The organism is Pseudoalteromonas sp. HM-SA03, from assembly GCF_002289345.1.
In the GTDB taxonomy this organism is placed as follows: domain Bacteria; phylum Pseudomonadota; class Gammaproteobacteria; order Enterobacterales; family Alteromonadaceae; genus Pseudoalteromonas.
On sequence record NZ_NSDG01000079.1, the window covers coordinates 1 to 2,157 of the forward strand.

General features: G+C 39.2%; 2 protein-coding genes and 1 pseudogene. All 3 read left to right on the plus strand.

Going from position 1 to position 2,157, the window contains the following annotated elements; all coding sequences use genetic code 11:
* The first annotated feature begins 154 nt into the window (after positions 1–154).
* The 3 genes and pseudogenes from CKO50_RS15730 to CKO50_RS24045 all read left to right on the plus strand — a co-directional run bounded on the left by CKO50_RS15730 (position 155) and on the right by CKO50_RS24045 (position 1,747).
* A complete protein-coding gene (locus CKO50_RS15730) occupies positions 155–1,111 on the plus strand; it encodes a hypothetical protein (RefSeq protein WP_095728920.1) in 957 nt (318 codons plus the stop codon).
* A gap of 53 nt (positions 1,112–1,164) precedes the next feature.
* A pseudogene (locus tag CKO50_RS15735) lies at positions 1,165–1,317 on the plus strand (PAAR-like domain-containing protein); the annotation flags it as partial.
* 253 nt (positions 1,318–1,570) lie between these two features.
* Entirely contained in the window at positions 1,571–1,747 is a 177-nt protein-coding gene (locus CKO50_RS24045; RefSeq protein WP_176474687.1) for a hypothetical protein, read from the plus strand.
* Positions 1,748–2,157 lie beyond the last annotated feature (410 nt).

A 2,157-nucleotide genomic window follows, 5' to 3' on the forward strand; every position in this document is an offset into this window, starting at 1 on the left:
AAGCTCGATAAGAACGCCCACTTTAACGGTCCATTTCCCGAGGTGATGAAAAAGTACTTTGATGCTGATGACTGCCAAATAAACCGCATGCAAGTGTGGTAGGGGATTAATCACTACAGATGACTCTATAGTAGTCAGCTAAAAGGAGTTGTTGATGAAAAAGATTGAAGAGATGACTCAAGAAGAGCGGGATATTTATTTAATAGAAAGGGCTAAAGAAAGAAACAGAAAATACCGCGAAGAAGCTACCGAAGAAGAAAAAGAAGACTTTGCAAAAACTGACGCATATATAGATAGAGAAACAGGTTACCGTCTTAGCGGTATTTTTTATGAAGAACTACCAAAAAATCATCTTCATAACTTAAGCTATAAGGAACGCTTAACCAAGGCTGAAGAACTAAACGGTTGTAAGTTTAAAGACGCAAAACCCTGTAAAGACGCGTTTGCACCGAGAGACGACTTTAGCGGCTCGAGTTACCCAAGTCAATGTGATGGTCGGGTTGTTTCGGTACCGCGCTCACCGGGATTATGGTCCCTTAGGCTACATGGGTTGGTATTGGGCCCTATTATTGGGGTTTGTCTGTTAGTGGTTAGTATGACAGACGATAGTCTGCCAGTTTGGCATTCATGGTTGGGGCTGTTTTTACTGACTTTATTTCCTTTAATAATGTACAAAATAGGGAATGCAATTCGCATTGTGGATGCAATCGAGTTTAACCGCCATACCGGGCTAGTAAGAACGCCATACACCTTATTCAGAAAGCCATTTTATATCCCCATAGAAGACCTAGAGTATGTTGTTGGTCCAGAGATAAAAAATATGCGAGGCAGCGCATCGATGCAAACGGGTTACTTAAGTTGTAGAAAATACCCCGAGCACTATTGGTTTGGAAATCGTATAGGTATTGCGGGAGGTGGCGATGCTCACGATTGGGCGCAAATGAATAGGTTTATGGATATTACTCAACCAATTGACGAGTACTATCACAGTGCTATGGAGTATACGTTTAAAAAGAATAGGAATGCTCATGGCAACGGCCCATTTCCAGAAGTGATGAAAAAGTACTTTGATGCAGATGATTGCCAAATTAATCGTATGGAAGTGTGGTAGAAAGCCAATTGATGTCACCAGAGCGTTTTTAAACTTAGTTGAGCGCAAAATAGGATGGCAACCCAGCAGTTGGAATCAAAAGTAACTTTTCAAAAAGCACAGGTGACCAACCCGGTAAAAAGAAAGGCATTGCCAGCGGTACAATCAAAGGCAAGGCCGAATTCATTCTTGGCTCTTTTGATGTGTATATCGAAGGAAAACCCGCTGCCTTCTCCCCTTACCCAGCTGAGCGACTATTAAAGCAAGAAAAAACGAGTAAAAACAAACTCTATAGCCTACATGAGCCGGGTGTTGAATGTATCACCAAGGAAAAAAGCAAAATGCCATATGAACTAAGTTGTTTCTTACAACTAATGCTTGCTAGATCCTGAACTTGATGGTATGTTAATTTTGGTTTTGATAAGTAATTATGTAGTTAAATAGAAGTTAAATTCAATGGAAAAGTAAGGATATAGTAAAATGAAAATTAAACTCAATAAGAAAAAAATCAAAAGTCTCAGCCAAGATGCTAAGTCTGTTCCGCTTAAATTAACTAAGGCAGTGGCCGGTGGTGTTGTGGATATTAAGGAACCTGATGACCGTATCGGTACTGGCTGGAGCTGTCTTTTAAGCTGTTTTTCAATTTGCAAAAACTAATATTAAATCTAAAAAGTGACTGATATTTTCTTGAGTCACTTTTTTACCTTCAGAATTTCAATGCAACTGCAGTTGTACACCTTACTTTGGTAACACTGAGCTATCTCTTATCCAGACAATATGGGCATAAATGAAGCCATCTCATTTGGCAAAAATGTAAATGCTCAAAATTTTGCTATGCAGGGCCGCAATGAAGAGAGACTCTGGCTAGGTTAATTGCACCATCTCACATCATGTTAATAGTGAGTCCGATAATAAAAAGCCAAACAATTTCACAGTTTGGTTGGTTTAAAGCTAAGTACATACTTTTATAACCGTATTTTGTAACTTAGGTGATTATGTAACTCCACCCAATTTAGTACAGCTATTTCGTAGAATTCTATGCAGCCTCAAGATAACCAATTGGTGTC

Bases quoted from the DNA above. Each gene is read 5' to 3' on its own strand.
- CKO50_RS15730 (WP_095728920.1), top strand. From the start codon at position 155: ATGAAAAAGATTGAAGAGATGACTCAAGAAGAGCGGGATATTTATTTA.
- CKO50_RS24045 (WP_176474687.1), top strand. From the start codon at position 1,571: ATGAAAATTAAACTCAATAAGAAAAAAATCAAAAGTCTCAGCCAAGAT.